Source organism: Nonomuraea recticatena, from assembly GCF_039533245.1.
Classification (GTDB): Bacteria; Actinomycetota; Actinomycetes; order Streptosporangiales; family Streptosporangiaceae; genus Nonomuraea; species Nonomuraea roseola.
This window is the reverse complement of sequence record NZ_BAAATE010000038.1, coordinates 22,081-45,929: the sequence shown is the minus strand read 5'-3', so window position 1 is coordinate 45,929 and position 23,849 is coordinate 22,081. Positions and strand designations below refer to the sequence as shown.

Genomic DNA, 23,849 nt, shown 5'->3' with positions numbered 1-23,849 from the left:
CCCCTGCGCCCGCCCAGGGTCCGCGGCCACGCGCGCGTCGCTGGCTGCGTCGGGTGACCGCGGTCGTGGCGACCGTGGTGCTGGCGGCGGTGGGCGTGGTGATCGGCGTCTACGTGAAACTGACGGGCAACGTCAAGCACATCGAGGTGACCGGCGACGACCTGGGCGCCACCCGTCCGCCCAAGGTCGCCACCACCTCACTCAACGTGCTGATCGTGGGCTCCGACCAGCGTGACGGCAAGAACGCCCGCTACGGCCGCAGCGTCGAGGGCGAGCGCACCGACACGATCATGCTGGCCCACCTGTCGTCCAAGCGGGACGGCGCGATGGTGATCAGCTTCCCCCGCGACTCGCTGGTCCAGCTGCCCGCCTGCCACGCCAAGGGCGGGCTGCCGGGGCAGCAGCCGCATCTCGGCATGATCAACGAGTCGTTCAACTCGGGCGGCATCGGCTGCACGTGGAAGACGATCGAGTCGCTGACCGGCATCCACATCGACCACTTCGTGAAGGTCGACTTCACCGGGTTCAAGAGCATGGTCGACGCGGTCGGCGGGGTGGACGTGTGCCTGCCCCAGCGCATCGACGACACCAAGGCGCTGCTGCACCTGCCCGCCGGACGCCAGTCGCTCAACGGCGAGCAGGCGCTCGGCTACGTCCGCGCCCGCTACAGCATGGGCGACGGCTCCGACATCGGGCGCATCCAGCGGCAGCAGATGTTCCTCTCCTCCATGCTCAAGAAGGTGATGAGCGGCGAGACGCTCACCGACCCCGCCAGGCTGCTCGGCTTCCTCGACGCGGCCACCAAGGCCGTCACCACCGATCCTCAGCTCACCCCCGGCGTCATGAAGGACCTCGCCACGAGCGCCCAGGGCATGACCGCAGGCCAGATCCGCTTCATCACCACCCCCTGGCACTACTCCGTCACCCACCCCGGCCGCGTGGAATGGGTGCAGCCGCAGGCCAGGACCCTGTTCCAGATCGTGGCCAAGGACAAGAGCGTGGCGGGCATCAAGGGCGGCCAGGCCAAGACGCCGCGATCGAAGATCAACGTCGAGGTGCGCAACGGCACGCTCCGCTCCGGTCTGGCCACGACGGTGGCGGTCGGTCTGGAGCAGCGCGGCTACCACATCACCAAGATCGGCGACGCGCCCCGCAAGCCGGTTCCCCGCACGACCGTCCACTACTCGCCCAACGGGGCGAGCCGCGTGCCCACCCTCACCGCCGACCTTCTCTCCGGTACGGCACGGCCTGTGCCGGGGGCGACGACCTCCAGGCTGGTCCTGACGATCGGCGACGACTGGAAGGGGCTCAAGGCGCTGCGAGCGGATGACTCGGAGGCTCTGAAGGGCTTCGACGCCACCCACGACACCTGCGCCTCATGAGCGGCACCCCAGCGACGGTGGCGAGCACCGGGCATCCTGTCGTAGATCAGGGTTCGGGGTGGAGCCGGCCGTCGGCCAGGCCCTCGTGCCCGAGCCTGATCAGCGTCTCTCCCAGGGCGGTCGCCTCCCTCAGGGCGTCCTCCATCGTGGCCAGCCGCCTGAACGCCTCCCCGTAGGCCCGCTGCTCGGCCAGCGACAACCTCGGCAGGCGCGTACGGCGGGCGTCCACCCTGCTCGAACCGGCGGGCACGCGCGCGCCCGCCGAGCGCAGGAAGCCGGCGAGGAAGTGCGGGTCCACGCGGCGCTGGTCGGCCCGGTAGAGGGTGAGCTGAGGCCCCAGAACCGCGCCTGCCGCCGTGATGACCCTGGCCGTGGCGTAGGTGGCCACGACGTCGCCGGGCTCGACCGCGACCAGACCGGCCTCGGGATTCGTCGCGCCCGAGGCGCCGGCTCCGCGCTCCACGTCGTCGGCGGTCAGCACGGGCACCTCACCGCCGTCGAGCGTCATCCTCGGCGGCGCCTGCAGGATCGTCACCAGCCCCGCCTTGACCAGCTCCCCGATCGTGGTCGCGGGCTGGTCGAGCGGCTGGTCGAGGACCCGCAGGTCGGGAGCGTCGACAGAGGCGGCGAGGAAGCGTTCGCGCGCGGCGGCGAAGGCCCTGCCGAGGTCGGCGCCCCCACGCGGCGCGTGCCGCGCGGGGCTGAGGTCGACCTCGTCGTCGAGCAGGTCGATGATGCGCACCCGGCGGCCCTCCTCGCTCAGGGCGGGCTCCACCCTGGCGAGGTCGCCTTCGGCGTCCATGATCAGAATGTCGGACGGCGGGCGCTCGCCACTCTCGGGCCTGCGCAGCAGCCACAGGTCGGGGCCGCCCTGCCAGAGCGTCACCACGGCCCGCAGCGCGCCGGCGCGCAGCAGGTTGCCCCTGATGCGGCGGCCCGCCCTGCGGCTGGCGGCGGCGGCCGGCATGAGGATGGCGACCAGCCCGCCCGGCTTGACGTGGGTGAGGCAGTGCTGGACCCAGGCCAGCTCGGACTCGCCCCTCGGCGGCAGGCCGTACTCCCATCTGGGGTCGCCGCTGAGCTCGTCGTAGCCCCACGAGCGCTCGTTGAAGGGAGGGTCGCAGACGACGGCGTCGGCCCTGACGCCTGGGAAGGCGTCGTGCCTGAGCGCGTCGCCCGCGACGATTTCGGCCTCGATGCCGCGCAGGGCGAGCCTGGCGGCGGCGATGCGGGCCGAGGTCTCCTCAACCTCCTGCCCGAGCACCCTGACGGCCCCGCCCGCGCCGGGGTTTCCTGCGGGGTCTCCCTGGGCGGGGTCGTCGGCCGCGGGCAGGGACAGCGGGAGCGTGGCGAGGCCGCAGGCGGGGTCGAGGACGGTGCCGCCTTCCGGGGCGGCCAGCCGTACCATCAGGGCCGCGACGTCCTCGCGCGTGACGGAGAGCTTGCGGGAGTGGGCCTCCAGGTAGCGGGCGCAGAGGAACTCGTAGGCGGCCCTGGCGCCCCGTTCGGCGGTCAGCTCGGCCAGCAGAGTGGTCAGACCCGCGTCGAGCCCGTGCCCCTCCTCGAGGGTGCGCGCCTTCCCTTCGCCGCTCGACACGGCGGCGCCCTGCTCCCCGAGCGAGGCGAGAAAGCCTCCCGCGGCGGCCACGAGCCGGCCAAGCTGAAGATCTCCGGAAGCTTTCAGGCGTTGCCACGCGCGATCTGCCAGCGAGACCTGGTAGGACTTCCCATAGCGACTCAGCCATGCCTCGACCTCGCGCAACGCGAACAACGGTTGCGAGGAGGTTCCGTCGACCGGTTTGGGGAAGTCGTCGTGGCGGCGGCGCCAGTTGCTCACCGCGGCCCGCCCGACACCGGCGAGCCTGGCGATGTCGCCGGCGTTGACGGTCGGGTCGTGGCTCATGGGGGCCACATTAGTTCACAACACTCTTCAGCGCATCTGCTTGTGAAGTGTTTCAACCAATGATTTACTGCATACTATGACGCACAACATCCGCTATGCCGCCGGGTCGGACGTGGGCCGACGAAGGGAGCAGAACGAGGATTCGGGCTACGTGAGCGCCCGCATGCTGGCGATCGCGGACGGGATGGGCGGCCACGCGGCCGGCGAGCTTGCCAGCTCCGCCACGATAGCGGTGCTGCGCGAGCTCGACGCCAGCTTGCCAGAGGCGGGCGCCGACCTCGAAACGGCCCTGGAGGCCGCCGTGCTCGAGGCGGGGCGCAGGCTGGCGGAGCTGGTCGAGATCGACCCCGCGCGCAGGGGCATGGGCACGACCGTGACCGCCATGTTGTGGGACGGCACGAAGTTCGCATTGGCCCATCTCGGCGACTCCCGCGCTTACTTGCTGCGCGAAGGCGCGCTCTACCAGATCACCAAGGATCACACGTTGGTGCAGTCGATGGTGGACGAAGGCCGCATCACGGAGGACCAGGCGGCGGTTCACCCGCGCCGGTCGATGGTGTTGCGCGTGCTGGGCAGCGAGGGCAGGTCGGAGCCCGACATGTCGCTGCGCGAGGCGGAGCTGGGCGACCGCTACATGTTGTGCTCCGACGGGCTGACCGACGTGCTCGGGCCCGAGACGCTGCACGAGATCCTGACGACCTACGCCGAGCCTGACGCGGCGGTCGGCAAGCTGATCGAGCTGGCCAACGAGGGAGGCGGCCCCGACAACGTGACCGTCATCGTGGCCGACGTGGTGCCTCCTGACGAGAGCAGCAGCTCGATGTACAGGGTGGGCGTCGGATCCTGAGCCGGGTACGGCGGTTCTCCAGCGGGTTGCAAGCGCCGGATCCCACACTCGCGGCAGACGAGAAAGGGAATCCGATGAGAGCCAGCCGTACCATCATGATCGCCGTCACCGCCGGACTGCTGACGGCGGCCCCCGTCACCGTCGCCTCCGCTTCCGCCTCCGCCTCCGCCTCCGCCGACACCGTCGCGCCCGCGACCGGCGGGGAGCTGGGCTGGGGACCCACGTACGCGCCAGGCAAGAGGGCCGTCGCCAAGGGGACGCTGACGTCCTCGGGCCTGAACAAGACGCGCATCCCCGCCACCTCCACGGTCGCCGTCAAGGGCAGGGTCACCGACCTGACCAAGGGCCCGGGCTGCGGGTGGGCGGTCTTCCGCATCTCCTACCGCACGAACGACGGCAACGTGCCCTTCAAGCACCGCAGCTACCTCGACTGCTCCAGGGGCACGCCCCGGGCGTTCGCGTTCACCGACAGGAACGTGGCCCTCGTCGAGCTCAAGGTGTGCAGCGAGGGCCGCGCTTCCCGGCCGTCCGACGTCTGCCTCTACGCCGGCACGTGGAAGATCCTCTACTCCTCCCTGTAGTAGCGCGCCACACCAGCCACATAGCCAATATTTCGGCTCATATCTAGACACTTTCTGGATGTCTGGAGCGCGACAACCGAGGCGCTACTACAGTCCCTCGTTAGTCGCCGGTCATCTGGGGAGGAGTCGTCCTGGACCCGATCGCTGAAGGACTACTGGAGGCGGCACGCCCTGAGCTCGGCTATCGCGAGAACGGCGGCCAGTACACGAAGTTCGGCAAGTGGTACGCGGATCTGGTCGAGGATTCCCAGTACCGCAACGCGCCCTGGTGCGACATGTTCATCTCCTGGGCGGCGCAGAAGGCGGGCGTCCAGGAGTTCGTCGGGCAGTTCGCGTGGACGCCCTCGCACGCGGCCTGGTTCATCAAGCAGGGCGCGTGGTCGCAGCGACCCGAGCCCGGAGCTTTGGTCTTCTACGACTGGAAGGGCGGCAAGAGCTACAAGGGCATCGACCATGTCGGCATCGTCGAGAAGGTCGTCGGATCGAAGATTCACACGATCGAGGCGAACGTCGACAGGGTCTGGCTCAAGCGCAAGGTGCGCGACACCGAGAAGGTCGTCGGATACGGGCTGCCGCGCATGGTCAAGGAGCGTCCAGGGCTGATCGAGGTGCGCCCTTCCGAGAAGCCGGCCGAGCCGTTCGCGGTCCAGGCCGCTCTGCCGGGGCTGACGGTCGAGCAGCAGGGCTCTCCCTTCGACGTGCTCGGCACGCCACAGGCGCTGCTGGCGGCGATGGTGCTGACCACGGTGGTCGTGTCGTTCAGGGTGGCGGGACGCTCCCGCGGCTCGGGCCGTCACCGCAGAGGGCTCGTGTCGTGGCTGGCCCACGGCGCCTCCCAGGCCGGAACCGCCCTCACGACCTCTGCGGAAGCGGGACCCGTCAAACACCCTCGAGCCACGGGCGTCTCAGGGAACTCTCGCCCCGCCGGCGCCGCCGGAGCCGGGCGCCCAGCGGTCTCCCGCGCTCCCGTGCCCTCGATGACCGGCGTGCCCCGCCCACGCGCCGCGGCCCCCGCGACCAGGGCCCGCGTGCCCGCCGTCGCGGGAGCGCGGGCCCCCGAGTCCATGCCGCGAGAGCCCCTGTCTGGACGCGGCGCGAGCCAGGGGCAAGGAGACCGCCTGCGTGGCCCGGTGGACCGTTCCGCCGAGCTCGCGCAGGCCGGCCGTACCCCCGGAAGCGGGCACCAGCCCACCTCCACCGCTTCGGGGGGTACGGCCAAGCGACGCAGGCCGTACGAGGCGGCCACTGGGAAATAGTAGGACGTCCTAGTATCTTCGGAAGGGAGGCCCCTCACAAAGGAGTGATCTGGCGTGCACGCACCGGTCCATCCCGTCCGATTCGTGACCGCCGCAGCGCTGTTCGACGGCCATGACGCCGCGATCAACATCATGCGGCGAATTCTGCAGGTACAAGGGGCGGAGGTGGTCCATCTCGGACACAACCGGTCCGTCGAGGAGATCGTCACCGCCGCCATCCAGGAGGACGTGCAGGGCGTGGCGATCAGCTCGTACCAGGGCGGGCACGTCGAGTTCTTCAGCTACCTCGTCGAGCTGCTGCGCGAGCGCGGCGCGGGACACATCAGGGTGTACGGCGGGGGCGGCGGCGTGATCGTCCCCGAGGAGATCGAGCTGCTGCACTCCCGTGGCGTCGCCCGCATCTTCTCCCCCCAGGACGGCCAGCGGCTCGGCCTGCCCGGAATGATCAACAAGCTGATCGAGGAGTGCGACGTCGAGCTGGGCGGCGCGCCGTCCGTCGAGGCCGTCGTCTCGGGCGACCAGGCCGCGCTGGCCCGCGCCATCACCCTCATCGAGTCGGGCCGGGCCCCCGCCGAGCTGGTGGAGGGCATCCGCGCCCGCGGCGCCTCCCCCACGCCCCCCGCACTCGGAGCCCCCGCCCCTGCGCAGACCCCTGCCGCCGAGGCTCCTGCCGGCGCGCCCGTGTCCACCGGACGCAGAGCGCCCGTGCTCGGGATCACCGGGACGGGCGGCTCAGGGAAGTCGTCGTTGACCGACGAGCTGTTGCGGCGGATCCGCGTCGACAACGACGATAAGCTGCGCATCGCCGTCATCGCCATCGACCCGACCAGGCGGCGCGGCGGCGGGGCGCTGCTCGGCGACCGGATCAGGATGAACAGTCTCGGCGGGCAGACCTACTTCCGCTCCCTCGCCACCCGCGGCGCGTCCAGCGAGGTGCCCGCCTGCCTCGACGACGTGATCGCCGCCTGCAGAGCGGCGGGATACGACCTCGTGGTCGTCGAGACCCCCGGCATCGGGCAGGGCGACGCGGGGATCGTCCCGCACGTGGACGTGCCGATCTACGTCATGACACCCGAGTTCGGCGCGGCCTCGCAGCTGGAGAAGATCGACATGCTCGACTTCGCCGAGGCCGTGGTGATCAACAAGTACGAGCGCAGGGGCGCCGAGGACGCGCTGCGCGACGTCCGCAGGCAGATGGTGCGCAACAGGGCGGCCTTCGGGGTCTCCCCCGACGAGATGCCGGTCTTCGGCACGATCGCGGCCCGCTACAACGACGCGGGCGTCACCGCGCTCTACCACCACCTGCGTGACCTGCTGGTGGAGCGGGGCATGCCGGCGGGTCCCGGGCTGCTGCCGAAGGTGCGGGGACGCACCTCCCAGACGACCGCGGCGGTCGTGCCGCCCGCCAGGGTCCGCTACCTCGCGGAGATCGCGGAGACCGTGCGCGGCTACCACGCCGAGACGATGGCCCAGGCGGCGGTGGCCAGGCGGCGTCAGCAGCTCGCCGCTGTCCGAGCCCTCCTGAACCCCGCCCCCACCCCGCGTTCACCGGGAGCTCCGGCCGACGACCCGGCGGAACCCACAGGAGCGGGCGCGACGACCGCTTACACCGCTGAGGTGGCAGCAACAGGAGTGGACGGCTGGGGATCCAGTCCGGCGGGTCAGGAGACGGGAGCGTTCCCCTCCGAAACCGGTCCGGCCGCCTCGGGGACCGACGCGGGCGCCTCGGGGACCGACGCGCGGCTGGAGGAGCTGGCCCGGCAGGCCGAGAGGGAGCTGAGCGAGGAGAGCAGGACGCTGCTGACGCAGTGGCCGGCGATCAAGGCGCAGTACACCGCCGACGAGCTGGTCGTGAAGGTGCGTGACAGAGAGATCCACACCCCGCTCTGGCGCGAGACCCTCTCGGGCAACCGCATCCCCCGCGTGGCGCTCCCCCGCTTCGAGGACCACGGCGACCTGCTGCGCTTCCTGCGCTCGGAGAACCTACCAGGCCGCTTCCCGTTCACCGCCGGGGTCTTCTCCTTCAAGCGGGACGACGAGGACCCGACCAGGATGTTCGCCGGCGAAGGCGACCCGTTCCGCACCAACCGCCGCTTCAAGCTGCTGTCCGAGGGCCAGCCCGCGACCAGGCTGTCGACCGCCTTCGACTCCGTGACGTTGTACGGCAACGACCCCGACCTCCGTCCCGACATTTACGGAAAAGTCGGCACTTCGGGGGTATCGATCGCGACGCTCGACGACATGAAGGTGCTCTACGACGGCTTCGACCTGTCGGCCCCGAACACCTCGGTCTCGATGACCATCAACGGCCCCGCGCCCACGATCCTGGCCTTCTTCCTCAACGCAGCCGTCGACCAGGCGCTCGAACGCTTCCGCGCCGAGCAGGGCCGCGAGCCGTCCCCGCAGGAGGAGCAGGAGCTGCGGGCCAGGACACTGGCCACGGTGCGCGGCACCGTGCAGGCGGACATCCTCAAGGAGGACCAAGGCCAGAACACCTGCATCTTCTCCACGGAGTTCTCCCTGCGGATGATGGCCGACATCCAGGAATGGTTCATCCGCAACCAGGTGCGCAACTTCTACTCGGTGTCCATCTCCGGGTACCACATCGCCGAGGCGGGCGCGAATCCCATCAGCCAGCTGGCCTTCACGCTGGCCAACGGCTTCACCTACGTCGAGGCGTACCTCGCGCGCGGCATGCGCATCGACGACTTCGCACCCAACCTGTCGTTCTTCTTCTCCAACGGCATGGACCCCGAGTACTCGGTGCTCGGCCGCGTGGCGCGCCGCATCTGGGCCGTCGCCATGAGAGAGAGGTACGGCGCGGCGGAGCGCTCGCAGAAGCTGAAGTACCACATCCAGACCTCCGGACGGTCCCTGCACGCCCAGGAGATGGACTTCAACGACATCCGCACCACGCTGCAGGCCCTCATCGCCATCTACGACAACTGCAACAGCCTGCACACCAACGCCTTCGACGAGGCCGTCACCACCCCCTCAGCCGAGTCCGTACGGCGGGCGATGGCCATCCAGCTCATCATCAACAGGGAGTGGGGCCTGGCCCGCAACGAGAACCCGTTGCAGGGCTCGTTCATCATCGACGAGCTGACGGACCTGGTGGAGGAGGCCGTCCTGGGCGAGTTCGAGCGCCTGTCGGACCGGGGTGGCGTACTGGGCGCGATGGAGACCGGCTACCAGCGCGGCAAGATTCAGGATGAGTCGATGCTGTACGAGACCCGCAAGCACGACGGCTCCCTGCCCATCATCGGCGTGAACACCTTCCGCAACCCTCGCGGGGAGGAGCACCACGGGCCGTTGGAGCTGGCTCGCGGAACCGAGGAGGAGAAGCGCTCGCAGCTGGACCGGCTGCACGACTTCCACGCCAGGCACCGCTCGGAGTCGGCGGCGGCGCTACGGCGGCTGCGGGAGGTGGCGATGTCGGAGGAGAACGCGTTCGAGGTGCTGATGGAGGCGGCCAGGGTGTGCTCCCTCGGCCAGATCACCGAAGCCCTCTTCGAGGCGGGCGGCCAGTACCGCCGCAACGTCTGACCCTCGGGGCCGCCGGCACCACCGCGGCGCCGACCGGCACCACGGTGGCGACCGACACCACGGTGGCGACCATGAACCCTCCAAGCCGACAACCGAAGCCGCTACAGACGGTCGCCGTGTTCCGTTGGAACACGGCGACCTCGGGGTGACGGGCAGCTCCCCCGCCGCCCCTACGACCCGACTTCCTCCGAGAACACCTCGGCCACGGTTCCCGCCGTCGCCGCCCGCGCACCCCACCGCAGAAGCTGCTCGGGATCCTCACAAGCGTCGACGACCCGCCGCTGCTCGTCGTCCAGGTGCAGTCCCCGCGCCTCCAGCATCGTGTGAAGCATCCGAGCCTCGCCCCGAGCCTCGCCCCGGGCCTCGAAGATGCGGGTGAACGAGTCACTGACCAGTGGAACGGTGGTGACCACGATTTCCTCCAAGACAGGCCCGATCGAATCGGGAAGGTGTGTCTTCAGATAAGAGTAGTAGTGAGCTCCGCGGTCGTCACGAAGAGCGACGAGCCGGGTCGCGACAGCGACAGCCGTGTCAAGAGTGGGATGGGCGATGGCGCCGAGCGTCGCCAGCTCGGGTGAGGCGGCGATGTCCTCCGGCTCGCTGAGAACGGGCAACTTGTCAGGCCCGACCACCGTCGGCCTCAGGACGACGCAGGAGTGCTCGATCTGGATGGGCTGGTCGTAGTGGGCGGCGACGCTCTTGTCAGGACAGACGACGACCAGCATCACAGGGCACTTACGTGTGCCCATCAGGCAGCCGACATAGGAGAGCCAGGCCCAGATCTTCTCCTTGATGTGCCTGTTCTGGATCTCGATGATGACGAAGACGCGTTCGCCGTCGGGCGCGGTCAGCGAGACCACGGAGTCGGCTCGGTATTCGACGGGAAGACGGACGTTCATGTCCACCGACTCCAGGCGCACATCGTCGTAGCCGGTGGGATCGCCGTCGGTCGCGAGCGCGAGAAGCTCCAACGCGAATCCGGGACGCCGCTGGATCATCTCCAGCGGCATCTCATGGGGAAGGCCGGGGGGCAAGGTCATCCTCCTTTGGGTGACCGCCACTTTACTGACTGTAGTCACGAAGAGTGATGCGATCTCTGAAGCGCTGATCTCCCGTGCCCTTCACCTCACCTGGCGCGCGCCGAGCGCCATCCGGCATCTGGGACACCGAGGCGGGTGGTCGACGGGGACGGGGGTGGGGCGGGGAGGAGGTGAGGGATGATGCCTTCCCGGAGCCGCGGTGCCCGCGAGCCCCCGAACCGCGTGATGGTCGGGGGCCGGGGTGGTTGGTGTAGCTTTTTCCGAGAGGCGCAGGGAGGGCGAATGGTCATCGGCGACCGGTATGAGCTCGACGACCTCCCCCTGGGCCGTGGCGCCATGGGCGCCGTCTACCGGGGTCACGATCGGCATCTCGATCGCAGGGTGGCCGTCAAGCTGCTCCACCCCCTCCCTGGCAAGGGCCCCGACGAGGAACTCGAGCGCAGGTTCATCAGGGAAGCGCGCATCCTGGCGCGTCTCGAACACCCGGGCGCGCCCGTCCTGTACGACTTCGGCACCCACGAGCAGCGCCTCTACCAGGTGATGCAGTTCATCGACGGCGTCACCGTCGCCGACCTGGTCAGCGAGCACGGTCCGCTGCCCGCCCCGTGGGCGGTGGCCATCGCGGCCCAGGCGTGCGCGGTGCTGTCGGCCGCCCACGCGCTGGAGATCTGCCATCGCGACCTGAAGCCGACCAACCTCATGCTGTGTCCCGACGGCAGTCTGAAGGTGCTCGACTTCGGGCTGGCGATGCAGCGCGAGACCGACGGCTCGCAGTTCACCAGGATCGGGCAGATCCTCGGCACGCCCGCCTACATGGCGCCCGAGCAGATCCAGCGCGGCGTCGCCGAACCGCGCAGCGACCTGTACTCGCTCGGCTGCGTGCTGCACGAGATGCTGACGGGCCGGCAGCTGTTCACCGGGCCGACGGAGTACGTGGTCTTCGAGAAGCAGGTCAAGGAGCGCCCTCCGACGGTTCCCGGGCTCCCCTCCGCGCTGGAGAGGGTCCTGTCGGACGTGCTGGAGAAGTCGGTGGAGGACCGGCCGAAGGACGCCAACGAGCTGTACGAGCGGCTGGAGCCTTTCGCGGTGGATCTGCCGATGCTGCCCGGCTTCCTCACCTCCCCCGTGGTGCCGAGTCCGGGCAGGATGTACGCGAGGATGGCCGGTCGCGTACTCGGCTGAGAGAACGCTCTCCCATGCCAGGTAACACTCTGGAAACGGACCCTTATTCTGGGAGCGCTCCCAACGCTGCGTAATCGCCGCTGTGACGTGGGTAAACGCTGCAAATCGCGAGAGAGCGCTCTTCGCATGGTTACCGAAACGATCCGTTGACAGGCGGCGGCCCGGCCAGCAACCTCTCTGAGAGAGCGCTCTCTCACCTACCTCATCACTGTCTTGCCCTCAGGGAGGGTTCCATGGCCACGCCGTACTCCCAGGCCCGCCGCTTCGGGCGGCTCGCCGTACCGGTGCTCACCGCGTCCGCGCTCGCCCTCGCTCTCGCCGCCTGTGGCGGCGAGGCCCCCAGTGGCACCACCGCAGGCACGCCCGCGGAGAAGGTGACGCTCAGCATCGCCCTCTTCGGCGACTTCGGCTTCAAACCGTTGTACGAGGAGTACAAGAAGACGCACCCCAACGTGGAGGTCGTCGAGCGGGTCACGCAGTTCAACGACCACCACAACAACCTCGTCAAGCGGCTGGCCACGAACGCGGGCGCCGCCGACATCGAGGCCGTGGAGGTCGGCTACATCAGCTCGTTCACCGCGCAGGCCGACAAGTTCCACGACCTCAAGCAGTACGGCCTGGACAAGCGCCAGAGCGACTACCTCGACTGGAAGTGGCAGCAGGGCCTGTCGAAGGACGGCTCCAAGCTGCTCGGCCTCGGCACCGACGTCGGCGGCCTGGCCATGTGCTACCGCAAGGACCTGTTCGAGAAGGCGGGGCTGCCGACCGACCGCGAGAAGGTCGCCGAGCTCTGGCCCACGTGGGAGCAGTACATCGAGACGGGCAAGAAGTTCGCCGGCAGCGTCAAGGACGCCAAGTTCGTCGACTCGCCCGGCGAGATCTTCCGCGCGATCGTCAACCAGGCGCCCGTCGGCCTCTACGACGCGCAGGACCAGATCGTCGTGGGCACCAACCCCGAGGTCAAGAAGGCGTGGGACCTGTCCAACCAGCTCACCCAGAACGACCTGACGGCCAAGCTCGCCGCCTTCTCCCCGCCGTGGAACACCGGCTTCGCCAAGGGCTCGTTCGCCACGATCATCTGCCCCGCCTGGATGACCGGCTACATCCAGGAGCAGGCCAAGGACGCCACGGGCAAGTGGGACATCGCGAAGGTCCCCGGCGGTTCGGGCAACAGCGGCGGCTCCCACCTGCTCCTGCCCAAGCAGGGCAAGCACCCCAAGGAGGCGGCCGAGCTGATCGACTTCCTCACCTCCAAGGACAACCAGGCGAGGGTGTTCAAGGAGGAGGGCACGTTCCCCTCGATCCCCGCGCTCTACGACGACCCGTCGATCCAGAGCTTCACCAAGCCGTTCTTCGGTGACGCGCCGATCGGCAAGATCTACTCCGACGCGGCGCGCAGCCTCAAGCCGCAGCACCTCGGCCCCAAGGAGGGCGACGTGCGCGTGGCCATCGGCGACGGCCTCGGCCGCGTCGAGCAGGGCAAGCAGACACCCGACGAGGCGTGGGCCCAGGTCATCTCGGACGTCCAGAAGATCAAGTAGCGGCCGGTACGGCGGGGCGGCCGCCCGCTCCGCCGTACCGCATGACACCAGAGGACCCCGCATGGCCACGCTCCAAGCCACGGCGAGGCGCAGGCACCGGCGGCTGGTCAGGCACACGCTCGACCTCAAGCTGTCGCCCTACGCCTACATCGCCCCCTTCTTCCTGCTGTTCTGCGCCTTGGGCGTCTTCCCGCTGATCTTCACCGCCTGGGTGAGCCTGCACGAGTGGACGCTCACCTCCGACGTGCACACCTTCATCGGGGCGGAGAACTTCACCACTCTGCTCGGTGACGGCTACTTCTGGAACGCCACGTTCAACACCTTCTCGATCGGGATCATCTCGACGGTCCCCCAGCTGGTGCTGGCGATCTGGCTGGCGCACCTGCTCAACCGCCCGCTGCGGGCGCAGACGTTCTTCCGCATCACGCTGCTGGTGCCGAACGTGACCAGCGTGGTCGCGGTCGTGGTCATCTTCAGCCAGCTCTTCGGCCGCGACTACGGGCTGATCAACTGGATGCTGTCGTGGTTCGGGATCGACGGTGTCGCGTGGGCCGAGGGCACCGCCACCTCGCACGTGGCCATCTCGACGATGATCATGTGGAGGTGGACGGGCTACAACGCGCTGATCTTCCTGGCCGCCATGCAGGCCGTGCCCAAGGAGCTGTACGAGGCGGCCACGCTCGACGGCGCGTCCAACCTGACGCAGCTACGGAAGATCACCATCCCGATGATCAAGCCGACCATCGTCTTCGTGGTCACCGTCTCGACGATCGGCGCGATGCAGATCCTGGCCGAGCCCCTGCTGTTCGGCGCGGGCAGCGGCGCGGGCGGCATCACCAGCGGCGGCCCCGACCACCAGTTCCAGACCCTCGCTCTCTACGTCTACGACCTGGGCTTCAACAAGTTCGACTTCGGTTACGCCTCGGCCGCCTCGTGGGTGATGTTCCTGTTCGTAGTGCTGGCCGCCGGGGTGAACTACCTGCTGACCCGCCGCATGGGAGGTGCCTTCAAGTGAGACGACGCCTCACCTATCTCACGCTGCTGGCGGTGGCGTTCTTCTCGGTCTTCCCGCTCTACTACAGCGTGGTGGTGGCCTCGCGGCACAACTCGGCGCTGGCCGAGGTGCCGCCGCCGCTGCTGCCCGGCGGCAACTTCTTCGCCAACGTGGCGCGCGTCTTCGACACGGTGCCCTTCGCCATGGCGCTGCTCAACTCCTTCCTGGTGGCGGGGTCGATCGCGGTGGCGGTGATGTTCTTCTCGACCCTGGCGGGGTTCGCCTTCGCCAAGCTCAGTTTCAGGGGCAAGAACATCCTGCTGCTCATCACGGTGGCGACCATGATGGTCCCCGCGCAGCTGGGCATCATCCCGCTCTACATGCTCATGGTGAAGATCGAGTGGACGGGCTCGATGTACGCCCTGGTGGTGCCGGCGCTGGTGAACGCCTTCGGGGTGTTCTTCATGACGCAGTACCTCTCGCGGGCGCTGCCCACCGAGCTCCTGGAGGCGGGGCGGGTCGACGGCGCGACGACCTGGCGCCTGTTCTGGCACGTGGTGCTGCCCACGGCCAGGCCCGCGGCGGCCGTGCTCGGGATGCTGACGTTCATGTCGGCGTGGAACGACTACTTCTGGCCGCTGGTGGTCCTGACCCCGGAGAACCCGACGGTGCAGGTGGCGCTCTCGACGCTGGCCAGCGGCTATGTCAACGACTACGTGCTGGGGCTGGCGGGGACGGCGGTGGGGACCCTGCCGCTGATCCTCGTCTTCATCCTCCTCGGCAAGCAGATCATCGGAGGAATCATGCAAGGAGCTGTCAAGGGTTGACATCCTCCCCCTCGTCAACGAGAGGGATCCCCACGGTCACCCGCGAGGGTTCCTGCTTCACCGCCGATCGCCCGCCGAGGAGGTGCCCCCTCTTGAGGTCTTACACCTGCTCCACAGGCGTTTCACCTCTCCGCCAGCCCGGCGGCGAGGATGTTTCTTGCCGCGTTCACGTCCCGGTCATGGACCACGCCGCACGCGCACTCCCACTCCCGCACGGTCAACGGCATCGACCGCTGGATCGCCCCACAGGCGGAACACAGCTTCGAGGACGGGAAGAACCGGTCGATCACAACCAGCTGCCGGCCGTACCAGGCGGCCTTGTACTCCAGCATGCGGCGCAACTCCCGCCAACCCGCATCCGAGATCGCGCGGGCCAGCGAGCGATTCTTCACCAGGTTGCCGACGGCCAGGTCTTCCACGGCGATCACTTGGTTCTCGCGAACAAGCCGGGTACTGACCTGGTGCAGATGATCATTCCTGCGATCGGCGACACGCGCGTGCGCCCTCGCCAGCCGGAGCCTGGCCTTGGCCCGGTTCGCCGAACCCTTCTCCTTCCGTGCCAGTCCCCGCTGGGCTCTGGCCACCTTCCTGCGGGCGGTCCGCTCATGCCTCGGGTTGATGATCTTCTCCCCGGTGGACAGCGTCACCAGCGCCGTGATCCCGGCATCCACCCCGACCGTGTTCTCGACGGGGTCGAGGGGCCGGATCCGGCCCTCGCACAGAATGGACACGAACCAGCGGCCCGCCGCATCCCTCGACACCGTGACGGTCGACGGCTCCGCGCCCTCCGGAAGCGGACGCGACCACACAATGTTCAGCGGGCCGTCCATCTTGGCCAGCGTGAGCCGCCCATCCCGCCAACGGAAGGCCGAACGCGTGTACTCAGCGCTCAACCGCGACCGCTTACGCGACTTGAACACCGGATACCCGGCCCGCCTGGCGAAAAAATTCGCGAAGGCCCCCTGCAGATGCCGCAACGCCTGCTGCAAGGGCACACACGACACCTCCGCGAGAAACGCCAGCCCCTCCGAACGCTTCCACTCCGTCAACGCGGCCGAGGACTCCGCATAGGAGATACGACGACCCTGCTGGGTGAAGGCACGAGTCCGCTCATCCAACGCTTTGTTGTAGACCAGCCGGACACAGCCGAACGTCCGGGCAAGCTCCTCAGCCTGCCCAGGGGTCGGATAGAAGCGGAACTTGAACGCCCGCTTCACCGTCTGCGCCACGCCTCACATCGTGCACGATCAGTGAACACTCGCGCAGGGTGTTCGGTTCATTAGGTGCGGCATCGAGCCGCGCTTCCTCCCTCGCCTGAAGGCAGGGATCTCCACTCTCAAGGAGCTTTGATGACGATCACGACCATGGAGACGCGGGGGACCGTGGTCTTCCCTGAGAACTTCGTCTGGGGCGCGGCGACCGCCTCCTACCAGATCGAGGGCGCGGCCAAGGCGGACGGGCGCGGCCCGTCGATCTGGGACACCTTCTCCGCCACGCCCGGCAAGGTGCGCGAGGGCGACACCGGCGAGGTGGCCTGCGACCATTACCACCGCTATCGCGACGACGTGGCGCTGATGAAGGACCTGGGCCTGAACGCCTACCGGTTCTCCGTCGCCTGGCCGAGGATCCAGCCCACCGGCTCGGGGGCGGCCAACCAGGCGGGTCTGGCCTTCTACGACAGGCTGGTGGACACGCTGCTCGAAGCGGGCATCGCACCCTATGTCACGCTCTATCACTGGGACCTGCCCCAGGCGCTCGAGGACCTGGGGGGCTGGACCTCCCGCGACACCTCCTACCGCTTCGCCGACTACGCCGCCATCATGTACGACCGCCTCGGCGACAGGGTGAGTCACTGGACCACGCTCAACGAGCCATGGGTCTCGGCCTTCCTCGGCTACGGCAACGGCGTGCACGCGCCTGGCCGTACCTCCGCCCATGACGCGCTCAGGGCCGCGCACCACCTGCTGCTCGGCCACGGGCTCGCGGCGAGCGCGCTGCGCTCGGCGGGCGCCGAGCAGATCATGCTGGTGGTCAACTCGGCTCCCGTGCTGACACCCGCCCAGGTGAACGACCCCTCCGCGGCGGTGTCGGAGGCCGACGCGGCGGCCACGCACCGCGCCCACGCGCTGCTGACGCGCCAGTTCCTCGACCCTGCGCTGCTCGGCCGCTACCCCGAGGAGGTCCTGGAGGCCGCGGAACGCAACGGCGGCACCGCGCACGTCCTCGACGGCGACATGGAGATCATCAACGCCCCGATCGACCTGGTGGGGATCAACTACTACAACCCCTGCGTGGTCGAGGACGGCCCAGGGCTGCCCGCGGACGCCGCGTGGCCAGGCTCCGAGGGCGTGCGGTTCGCCACCGTCGAGGCTCCCGTCACCGCGATGGGCTGGCCGATCGTGCCCAGCGGCCTGTCCCGCCTGCTCGTACGGCTGTCGCAGGACTACCCGCGGGTCGGCCTCATGGTCACCGAGAACGGCGCCGCCTTCGACGACGTGGTGGAGGACGGCAGGGTCCACGACGAGGCCAGGCTCGCCTATCTGGAGGGGCACCTGCGCGCGGCGCACGAGGCCATCGAGGCGGGCGCCGACCTGCGCGGTTACCTGGTGTGGTCGCTGCTGGACAACTTCGAGTGGGCCGAGGGCTACGGCCGTAGGTTCGGCGTCGTCCACGTCGATTACACCACCCAGGCACGCACCCTCAAGGACAGCGCGCTCTGGTACCGGGACGTGATCAGCCGCAACGGTCTGTGAGCGAGGGGGGCCCGGGTGATTTTCCCGGGCTCCCCTTGAACCGTGACATCACAGATATTGACCTCGTTATGTGCGCAAACAATCCTCAGAGAACGCTCTCACGGCCTAGGAGGATGCACATGGCGTTTGCCTCCCGACTACTCGTCGGGGCCGTCGGTCTGGCACTGGTCGCCACCGGCTGCGGCTCCACTTCCACCGCACCAGAGGCCGAGGGGAGCACACCGGCCGACTGCGCCGCCTTCTCCGCGTACGGCAAGCACGACGGCAAGAAGGTCAGCGTCTACTCCCCCATCCGTGACGCCGAGGCCGACCTCTTCCAGCAGAACTGGAAGCCGTTCGAGAAGTGCACCGGCATGAAGATCACCTACGAGGGCACCGGCGAGTTCGAGGCGCAGATCCAGGTCCGCTCCGACGGCGGCACCCCGCCCGACCTGGCCTTCTTCCCCCAGCCCGGCCTCCTGGCGCGCTTCGCCAAGGCGGGCAAGCTGAAGCCCGCCCCCGCCGAGGTCAAGACGCTGGCCGAGGAGGGCTGGTCCAAGGACTGGCTGAACTACGGCACCGTCGACGGCGCCTTCTACGCCGCGCCGCTGGGCGCCAGCGTGAAGTCCTTCGTCTGGTACTCGCCCAAGACCTTCCAGGAGAAGGGCTGGAAGGTCCCGACGACCTGGGACGAGCTGATGACGCTCACCGAGACGATCGCGGCGGGCGGCCTCAAGCCGTGGTGCGCGGGCATCGAGTCGGGCGAGGCCACCGGCTGGCCGGCCACCGACTGGATCGAGGACGTCATCCTGCGCGAGCTCGGCCCCGAGGAGTACGACAGGTGGGTCGCGCACGAGCTGAAGTTCAACGACCCCAAGGTCGTCGCCGCCGTGGACAAGGTCGGCGCGATCCTCAAGAACGACAAGTACGTCAACGGCGGCTACGGCCCCGTCAAGTCGATCGCCAGCACCGCCTTCCAGGAGGGCGGCGTGCCGATCACGACGGGCAAGTGCGCGATGCACCGCCAGGCCTCCTTCTACGCCAACTTCTGGCCCGAGGGCACGAAGGTCGCCCAGGACGGTGACGTCTTCGCCTTCTACCTGCCGGGCAAGGACGCCTCCAGCAAGCCCGTGCTCGGCGCGGGCGAGTTCGTCGCCGCCTTCACCGACAGGCCCGAGGTCAAGGCGTTCCAGCGCTACCTGGCCACCGCCGAGCACGCCAACGCCAGGATGAAGCTGGGCACCTACGTCTCCGCGCGCAAGGGCGTGGACCTGGCCAACGCGCAGAACCCGATCGACAAGCTGTCGATGGAGATGCTCGGGGACCCCGCCACCGTGTTCAGGTTCGACGGCTCCGACCTGATGCCCGCCGCCGTCGGCTCGGGCTCCTTCTGGAAGGGCATGACGGACTGGATCAACGGCAAGGACACCAGGACGGTGCTCGACTACATCGACGCCTCCTGGCCCCCGTCCTGACCGCCCCGCCGTGACACGTCGCGGTACGGCGGGCACCGGCGCCCGCCGTACCGTCTCTCCCCGGAAGGACCACCAGGAGGATCCTTGGACCTGGACTTCGACCTGAGCGCCGAGTCGCCGAAGTTCGTGCAGCTGGCGATCGGCGTCGTGGCCTTCCTGGCCGTGGTCGGCCTCGTCCTGCTGCTCCTCGACCGGACGCCGATGCGGCAGCGGGCCAGGCTGCACGCGACGATCCTGCTCGCTCCCGCCGTCACGCTGCTGACCATCGGCCTGATCGTCCCCGCCGTGCGCACGACGCTGCTGTCGTTCATGAGCGGCGACGGCACGGACTTCGTCGGCCTGGCCAACTACGCCTGGATGTTCACCCAGCCCGAGGCCGTCACCGTGCTGCGCAACACCCTCGCATGGGTCGTGCTCGTGCCGTTGCTGGTGACCGCGATCGGGCTGGTCTACGCGGTGATCGTGGACCACAGCAGGTTCGAGTCGCTGGCCAAGACGCTGGTCTTCCTGCCGATGGCCATCTCGTTCGTCGGGGCGGGCATCATCTGGAAGTTCGTCTACGCCTACCGCCCCGAGGGCGCCGACCAGATCGGCCTGCTCAACCAGGTCGTCGTGTGGTTCGGCGGCGAGCCCCGGCAGTGGCTGCTCGACTCGCCGCTCAACACGCTCTTCCTGATCGTGGTGATGGTGTGGATCCAGGCGGGCTTCGCCACGGTCGTGCTGTCGGCCGCCATCAAGAGCATCCCCTCCGACATCGTGGAGGCGGCGAAACTCGACGGCGCGGGTCCGGCGCAGATGTTCTTCAGGGTGACGTTGCCGTCGATCAGGCCGGCGATCATCGTCGTGCTGGTCACCCAGTCGTTCGGCATGCTGAAGCTCTTCGACATCGTCCGCACGATGACCGGCGGCCAGTTCGACACGAGCGTCCTGGCCAACGAGATGTACAACCAGGCCTTCCGCTACGGCGAGACCGGCAGGGGCGCCGCGCTGGCGGTCTTCCTGTTCGTCCTGGTCACGCCGGTCGTCGTCTACCAGCTCAGGACCAGGAGGGCCGTCCGATGACGAGCGTGCGCGCGAGCCTGTCCAGCAGGACGGCCTCCCTTGTCGCGCTGCTGATCGCGCTGCTGTGGACGACGCCGACCTTCGGCCTGCTGCTGTCGTCCTTCAGGCAGGAGGACCAGATCAAGTCCACCGGCTGGTGGACCTTCTTCTCCGCCCCCGAGCTCACCTTGGAGAACTACCAGGAGGTGCTGTTCGGCGCGTCCTCCTCCTCGGGACAGCTGGCCAGCTTCCTCATCAACTCGATCGTCATCACCGTGCCCTCGGTGCTGTTCCCGCTGGCCTTCGGCTCGTTCGCCGCCTACGCGCTGGCCTGGCTGCCGTTCAGGGGCCGCGACTGGATCTACATCGGCGTCTTCGCGCTCCAGGTGGTGCCGCTGCAGATGGCGCTGGTGCCGCTGCTGTCGTTCTTCTCCCAGGGCGTCGAGGTCTTCGGCCTGCAACTGCTTCCCGCCTGGAACCTGGAGGGCACCGGCAGGTTCGTCCAGGTGTGGTTCGCCCACACCTGTTTCGGGCTGCCGCTGAGCATCTTCCTGCTGCACAACTTCATGTCCGAGCTGCCAGGCGAGCTGATGGAGGCCGCCCGCTCCGACGGGGCCACGCACGGCATGATCTTCCGCAGGATCGTGCTGCCGCTGATCGCGCCCGCCCTGGCCAGCTTGGCGATCTTCCAGTTCCTGTGGGTGTGGAACGACCTGCTGGTGGGGCTGATCTTCGCGGGCGGCACCGCCGAGAGCGCGCCGATGACCGTACGGCTGGCCCAGATGGCGGGCACGCGCGGCAACGAGTGGCAGCGCCTGACCGCTGGGGCGTTCGTCTCTGTCATCATTCCTCTCGTGGTCTTTCTGTCGATGCAGCGGTATTTCGTCCGAGGGCTCCTGGCCGGAAGCGTCAAAGGATGAGGCGCCCCACGCTGGAGGCTGTCGCCGCCAGGGCTGGGGTTTCGCGTGCCACGGTCTCCCGGGTGGTCAACGGGCAGGCCACGGTGGCGCCCGACATCCGCGACGCGGTGCTGCGGGCCGTCGACGAGCTCGGCTACGTGCCCAACTCGGCCGCGCGCAGCCTGGTCACCCAGCGCACCGACTCCATCGCGCTGGTCTTCTCCGAGCCGCCGACCAGGGTGTTCTCCGAGGACCCGATGTTCTCCACCGTCATCCGCTCGGCCAGCGTCGAGCTGGAGGCGGCCGACAAGCAGATCGTGCTCATGCTGACCAGCTCGGCCAAGAGCCAGGCCAGGATCGAGCGCTACATCGCCAGCGGGCACGTCGACGGGGTCATGCTCATCTCGATGCACGGGGCCGACCCGCTGCCCGCCGCCATCGCGCGCATGCGGGTGCCCGTCGTCTCGTACGGCAGGCCGGCCGTCCCCATAGACATCCCCTACGTCGACAACGACAACGTCGGAGGGGCGGCTGAGGCCGTCACGCACCTGGTGGAGTCGGGGCGGCGCAGGATCGCCACCATCGCGGGGCCGCAGGACATGATCGCCGGGATAGACCGGCTGGCGGGCTACCGCGACGTGCTGCGCGGCTCCGACCGTCGCTCGATCGTCGCGGTCGGCGACTTCACCCGCGAGTCCGGCGCCATCGCGATGCGGCAGCTGCTGGAGGACGACCCCGCGCTCGACGCCGTCTTCTGCGCCAACGACCTGATGGCCGTGGGGGCGTTGCAGGCGCTGCGGCAGGCGGGCCGCAGGGTGCCGGACGACGTCGCGGTGGTCGGCTTCGACGACATCGAGGCGGCCAAGTACACCGACCCGCCGCTGACCACGGTCCGCCACCACATCTTCGAGCAGGCCGCGGCTATGACGAGGCTGCTGATCGGGCTGTTCGAAGGCGGCTCGGCCGAGCCGGTGATCCTGCCGACCGAACTGGTCATCCGCGAATCCTCCTGAGATGCTGGCCACGGGGGTGGCTGCATGGGTCCTCCGGGCGACTTCACCGATTTCGTCCTCATCAAGGGCATGGGGTTCGTGCGCTACGGCGTCGTGCTCACCGGTGACCAGCGCGAGGGGGCCGACCTCGCCAAGGAGGCGCTGTCCTGCCTCGAGGGCCCGAAGTCCGGCAATGCCGACAGCTTCATCGGCACCACGATGACCCGCCTGTACGTCAGCTCCAGGCGGCGCAGACGTCCGCCGAGCATCCCGGCGTCGGACATCACCGCCCACGGCGGCGACCCCGAGGTGTGGCGGCAGCTCAAGGAGCTGCCCGCGCTCCCCCGCGCGGTGATCATCCTGCGCTCGTACGGCGGGCTGTCCAACGAGGAGATCGCGAAGGTCCTCGACCTGCCCCTGTCCACGGTGCGCGACCAGACCGTCCCCTTTCGCCAGGACGACCTTCTCAGGACCCTCGACGCCGCCGCGGCCACGGCTCAACCCGCCGACCTGCTGTCGGACCTGGCGCGGCTGCGCCGCCGCAGAGGCAGGAGGCGGCTGCGCTCGGCGGCGGTCGCGGGGCTCGCCCTGGTCACGATCGCGGGGGTGGCCGTGCTGGTCAGGCCCACGATCGCGGCCCCGGCCGCGCCCCTGTCGGCCACCGCGCGCCCCGAGCCCTCCACGGTCGGCCTGGCCAGGGCGGCACAGGAGGTGTGGCCCCACGCGGTCTCCATGCTGCCCGCCCGCTCCGCCGACGGCCTGGTCTACCAGCCCGCCGTCGCGATCGACGACCGCCGCGTGGTGCTGCTCGCGCAGCGGCGGCTCGGCTACGACGACGTGCGGCTGGACGTCTACGACGCCGGCACCGGCCGTCTCACCAGGTTCGCCAAGCTGCCGGGTGACGACGAGACCCGCAGGTTCGCCACGGACGGGCGGTTCGTCGTGTGGAGCGCGCTGAGCCTGCGCGAGGACGACACGCTGGAGACGCGGTTCTGGAGGGTGCCGGTCAAGGGCGGCAGGCCCAGGCTGGTGACGAAGGCGGCGCAGGGTGACGCGCTGGCTCCCTCGCAGACGCACTTCCAGCTCGGCGGCGGCTACCTGCTCTGGAACACCGACAAGGCGATCTACCGGCTGCCGCTGTCGGGCAGGGGACGAAGGGAGAAGGTGCGCGAGGGGCTGAGGCTGCTGGAGTGGCCGTGGGCCGCCGACCTCTCCGGGCGCACGCTGACCGATCTGGAGACCGGCAGGTCGCGCGAGATCGTCACGAGGGAGCGGGGGCTCGCGCGGTGTTCGCCCGACTGGTGCGTGGAGCGGAACGCGATCTCGGGGCTGATGACGGCCCGCCGTACCGACGGGTCGGGGAGCGTCGAGCTGCCGGGGTCGACGACCGAGGGGCCGATCCTGAACAGGTTCGTGGTGCTGCGGCTGCGGGCCGGCCTCAAGGTGATCAAGGATCTGCGGGCCGGCACGCTGGCCACCTTCGACCCCGCCGAGCCCGCCCTGGCCACCGTCCTGGGCGACAGGACCGCGCAGGGCACGCTGCTGGCCTGGAGCGACTCCGCGGGCCGCGATCTGTGGGTGCTCAACCTCAAGGCGGTCAGGTGACGGCGT

Annotated in this window: 17 protein-coding genes and 1 pseudogene; 15 read left to right on the top strand and 3 right to left on the bottom strand. The window is 69.1% G+C overall.

Features of this window, described 5'->3' with window-relative positions:
• Positions 1 to 53: 53 nt before the first annotated feature.
• Positions 54 to 1,382 (top strand): LCP family protein, encoded by a 1,329-nt coding sequence (locus ABFX50_RS42920; protein WP_346155033.1) that lies wholly within the window; start codon positions 54 to 56, stop codon positions 1,380 to 1,382.
• A gap of 46 nt (positions 1,383 to 1,428) precedes the next feature.
• On the opposite strand, the gene ABFX50_RS42915 is transcribed toward ABFX50_RS42920, so the two are convergent.
• Positions 1,429 to 3,285 carry an N-6 DNA methylase gene (locus tag ABFX50_RS42915; RefSeq protein WP_346155032.1) on the bottom strand — a complete coding sequence of 619 codons (1,857 nt, stop codon included), beginning with the start codon at positions 3,283 to 3,285 and terminating at the stop codon, positions 1,429 to 1,431.
• Positions 3,286 to 3,361: 76 nt separating this feature from the next.
• Between ABFX50_RS42915 and ABFX50_RS42910 the strand changes: the two genes are divergently transcribed.
• The 4 genes from ABFX50_RS42910 to ABFX50_RS42895 all read left to right on the top strand — a co-directional run bounded on the left by ABFX50_RS42910 (position 3,362) and on the right by ABFX50_RS42895 (position 9,515).
• Positions 3,362 to 4,132 carry a PP2C family protein-serine/threonine phosphatase gene (locus tag ABFX50_RS42910; RefSeq protein WP_346155031.1) on the top strand — a complete coding sequence of 257 codons (771 nt, stop codon included), beginning with the start codon at positions 3,362 to 3,364 and terminating at the stop codon, positions 4,130 to 4,132.
• A gap of 74 nt (positions 4,133 to 4,206) precedes the next feature.
• A complete protein-coding gene (locus tag ABFX50_RS42905) occupies positions 4,207 to 4,713 on the top strand; it encodes a hypothetical protein (protein ID WP_346155030.1) in 507 nt (168 codons plus the stop codon).
• Between the two features lie 113 nt (positions 4,714 to 4,826).
• On the top strand, positions 4,827 to 5,969 hold the full coding sequence (locus ABFX50_RS42900) for a CHAP domain-containing protein (RefSeq protein WP_346155054.1): 1,143 nt from the start codon (positions 4,827 to 4,829) through the stop codon (positions 5,967 to 5,969).
• Positions 5,970 to 6,023: 54 nt separating this feature from the next.
• Complete coding sequence (locus ABFX50_RS42895; protein WP_346155029.1) at positions 6,024 to 9,515, top strand: methylmalonyl-CoA mutase family protein; 3,492 nt, start codon at positions 6,024 to 6,026, stop codon at positions 9,513 to 9,515.
• 170 nt (positions 9,516 to 9,685) lie between these two features.
• Here ABFX50_RS42895 and ABFX50_RS42890 read toward each other — a convergent pair whose 3' ends face one another.
• Positions 9,686 to 10,555 (bottom strand): hypothetical protein, encoded by an 870-nt coding sequence (locus ABFX50_RS42890; RefSeq protein ID WP_346155028.1) that lies wholly within the window; start codon positions 10,553 to 10,555, stop codon positions 9,686 to 9,688.
• A 282-nt stretch (positions 10,556 to 10,837) separates the two neighbouring features.
• On the opposite strand from ABFX50_RS42890, the gene ABFX50_RS42885 reads away from it, so the two are divergent.
• The 4 genes from ABFX50_RS42885 (at position 10,838) to ABFX50_RS42870 (ending at position 15,099) form a co-directional block, all read left to right on the top strand.
• Entirely contained in the window at positions 10,838 to 11,737 is a 900-nt protein-coding gene (locus tag ABFX50_RS42885) for a serine/threonine-protein kinase (RefSeq protein ID WP_346155027.1), read from the top strand.
• A gap of 233 nt (positions 11,738 to 11,970) precedes the next feature.
• Positions 11,971 to 13,278, top strand: a complete 1,308-nt coding sequence (locus tag ABFX50_RS42880) for an ABC transporter substrate-binding protein (protein WP_183649347.1) — start codon at positions 11,971 to 11,973, stop codon at positions 13,276 to 13,278.
• Positions 13,279 to 13,339: 61 nt separating this feature from the next.
• Positions 13,340 to 14,293: a carbohydrate ABC transporter permease gene (locus tag ABFX50_RS42875; RefSeq protein WP_346155026.1), complete on the top strand. Its 954-nt coding sequence runs from the start codon at positions 13,340 to 13,342 to the stop codon at positions 14,291 to 14,293.
• Positions 14,290 to 15,099, top strand: a complete 810-nt coding sequence (locus ABFX50_RS42870; protein ID WP_346125829.1) for a carbohydrate ABC transporter permease — start codon at positions 14,290 to 14,292, stop codon at positions 15,097 to 15,099. The genes ABFX50_RS42875 and ABFX50_RS42870 overlap by 4 nt, the downstream gene beginning before the upstream one ends.
• Here ABFX50_RS42870 and ABFX50_RS42865 read toward each other — a convergent pair.
• Positions 15,089 to 16,328 (bottom strand): annotated as a pseudogene (locus ABFX50_RS42865) (RNA-guided endonuclease InsQ/TnpB family protein). The gene ABFX50_RS42870 and the pseudogene ABFX50_RS42865 sit on opposite strands and share 11 nt — an antisense overlap.
• A gap of 120 nt (positions 16,329 to 16,448) precedes the next feature.
• Here ABFX50_RS42865 and ABFX50_RS42860 point away from each other — a divergent pair.
• The 6 genes from ABFX50_RS42860 (at position 16,449) to ABFX50_RS42835 (ending at position 23,843) form a co-directional block, all read left to right on the top strand.
• The gene (locus ABFX50_RS42860; protein WP_346155024.1) at positions 16,449 to 17,852 is read left to right on the top strand and encodes a GH1 family beta-glucosidase; all 1,404 of its coding nucleotides are present in this window, start codon (positions 16,449 to 16,451) and stop codon (positions 17,850 to 17,852) included.
• Positions 17,853 to 17,971: 119 nt separating this feature from the next.
• Positions 17,972 to 19,306, top strand: a complete 1,335-nt coding sequence (locus tag ABFX50_RS42855) for an ABC transporter substrate-binding protein (protein ID WP_346155023.1) — start codon at positions 17,972 to 17,974, stop codon at positions 19,304 to 19,306.
• A 90-nt stretch (positions 19,307 to 19,396) separates the two neighbouring features.
• Positions 19,397 to 20,368, top strand: a complete 972-nt coding sequence (locus ABFX50_RS42850; protein ID WP_183660165.1) for a carbohydrate ABC transporter permease — start codon at positions 19,397 to 19,399, stop codon at positions 20,366 to 20,368.
• Positions 20,365 to 21,267, top strand: a complete 903-nt coding sequence (locus ABFX50_RS42845; RefSeq protein ID WP_346155022.1) for a carbohydrate ABC transporter permease — start codon at positions 20,365 to 20,367, stop codon at positions 21,265 to 21,267. Before ABFX50_RS42850 ends, ABFX50_RS42845 begins: the two co-directional genes overlap by 4 nt.
• Positions 21,264 to 22,259, top strand: a complete 996-nt coding sequence (locus ABFX50_RS42840; RefSeq protein ID WP_346125833.1) for a LacI family DNA-binding transcriptional regulator — start codon at positions 21,264 to 21,266, stop codon at positions 22,257 to 22,259. Before ABFX50_RS42845 ends, ABFX50_RS42840 begins: the two co-directional genes overlap by 4 nt.
• A 24-nt stretch (positions 22,260 to 22,283) precedes the next feature.
• On the top strand, positions 22,284 to 23,843 hold the full coding sequence (locus ABFX50_RS42835; RefSeq protein WP_346155021.1) for a sigma factor-like helix-turn-helix DNA-binding protein: 1,560 nt from the start codon (positions 22,284 to 22,286) through the stop codon (positions 23,841 to 23,843).
• Positions 23,844 to 23,849: the final 6 nt, after the last annotated feature.

Bases quoted from the DNA above. Each gene is read 5' to 3' on its own strand.
- ABFX50_RS42915 (WP_346155032.1), bottom strand. From the start codon at position 3,285: ATGAGCCACGACCCGACCGTCAACGCCGGCGACATCGCCAGGCTCGCC.
- ABFX50_RS42910 (WP_346155031.1), top strand. From the start codon at position 3,362: ATGACGCACAACATCCGCTATGCCGCCGGGTCGGACGTGGGCCGACGA.
- ABFX50_RS42905 (WP_346155030.1), top strand. From the start codon at position 4,207: ATGAGAGCCAGCCGTACCATCATGATCGCCGTCACCGCCGGACTGCTG.
- ABFX50_RS42890 (WP_346155028.1), bottom strand. From the start codon at position 10,555: ATGACCTTGCCCCCCGGCCTTCCCCATGAGATGCCGCTGGAGATGATC.
- ABFX50_RS42885 (WP_346155027.1), top strand. From the start codon at position 10,838: ATGGTCATCGGCGACCGGTATGAGCTCGACGACCTCCCCCTGGGCCGT.
- ABFX50_RS42880 (WP_183649347.1), top strand. From the start codon at position 11,971: ATGGCCACGCCGTACTCCCAGGCCCGCCGCTTCGGGCGGCTCGCCGTA.
- ABFX50_RS42875 (WP_346155026.1), top strand. From the start codon at position 13,340: ATGGCCACGCTCCAAGCCACGGCGAGGCGCAGGCACCGGCGGCTGGTC.
- ABFX50_RS42860 (WP_346155024.1), top strand. From the start codon at position 16,449: ATGACGATCACGACCATGGAGACGCGGGGGACCGTGGTCTTCCCTGAG.
- ABFX50_RS42855 (WP_346155023.1), top strand. From the start codon at position 17,972: ATGGCGTTTGCCTCCCGACTACTCGTCGGGGCCGTCGGTCTGGCACTG.
- ABFX50_RS42845 (WP_346155022.1), top strand. From the start codon at position 20,365: ATGACGAGCGTGCGCGCGAGCCTGTCCAGCAGGACGGCCTCCCTTGTC.
- ABFX50_RS42840 (WP_346125833.1), top strand. From the start codon at position 21,264: ATGAGGCGCCCCACGCTGGAGGCTGTCGCCGCCAGGGCTGGGGTTTCG.
- ABFX50_RS42835 (WP_346155021.1), top strand. From the start codon at position 22,284: ATGGGTCCTCCGGGCGACTTCACCGATTTCGTCCTCATCAAGGGCATG.